This is a genomic window from Pseudomonas sp. N040 (assembly GCF_015637705.1).
Lineage (GTDB): Bacteria > Pseudomonadota > Gammaproteobacteria > Pseudomonadales > Pseudomonadaceae > Aquipseudomonas.
This window is the reverse complement of the sequence record NZ_JADOBE010000029.1, coordinates 1-239: the sequence shown is the minus strand read 5'-3', so window position 1 is coordinate 239 and position 239 is coordinate 1. Positions and strand designations below refer to the sequence as shown.

Here is a 239-nt window from a genome sequence, read left to right as displayed (position 1 = left end):
GCCGGCACCCTGAGTGGCAGCGGCAGCCTGGACAAACAAGGAGCCGCCACCCTCTCGCTCACCGGCGCCAACACCTACAGCGGCACCACCACCGTCAGCGACGGCACCCTCAGCATCGGTGCCGGCGGCACCACCGGCCAGCTGGGCAGCGGCGCCGTGGTCAACAACAGCACCCTGCAGATCAACCGCAGCAACGCCATCACCCTCGGCAACAGCATTTCCGGCAGCGGCGCACTGGT

The 239-nt window shown here is 69.0% G+C and carries 1 protein-coding gene; it reads left to right on the top strand.

The window, feature by feature from the left end:
• Window positions 1–239 (top strand): autotransporter-associated beta strand repeat-containing protein (locus ISX93_RS17370; RefSeq protein ID WP_195779949.1); only part of this gene is annotated, 239 nt, incomplete at both ends.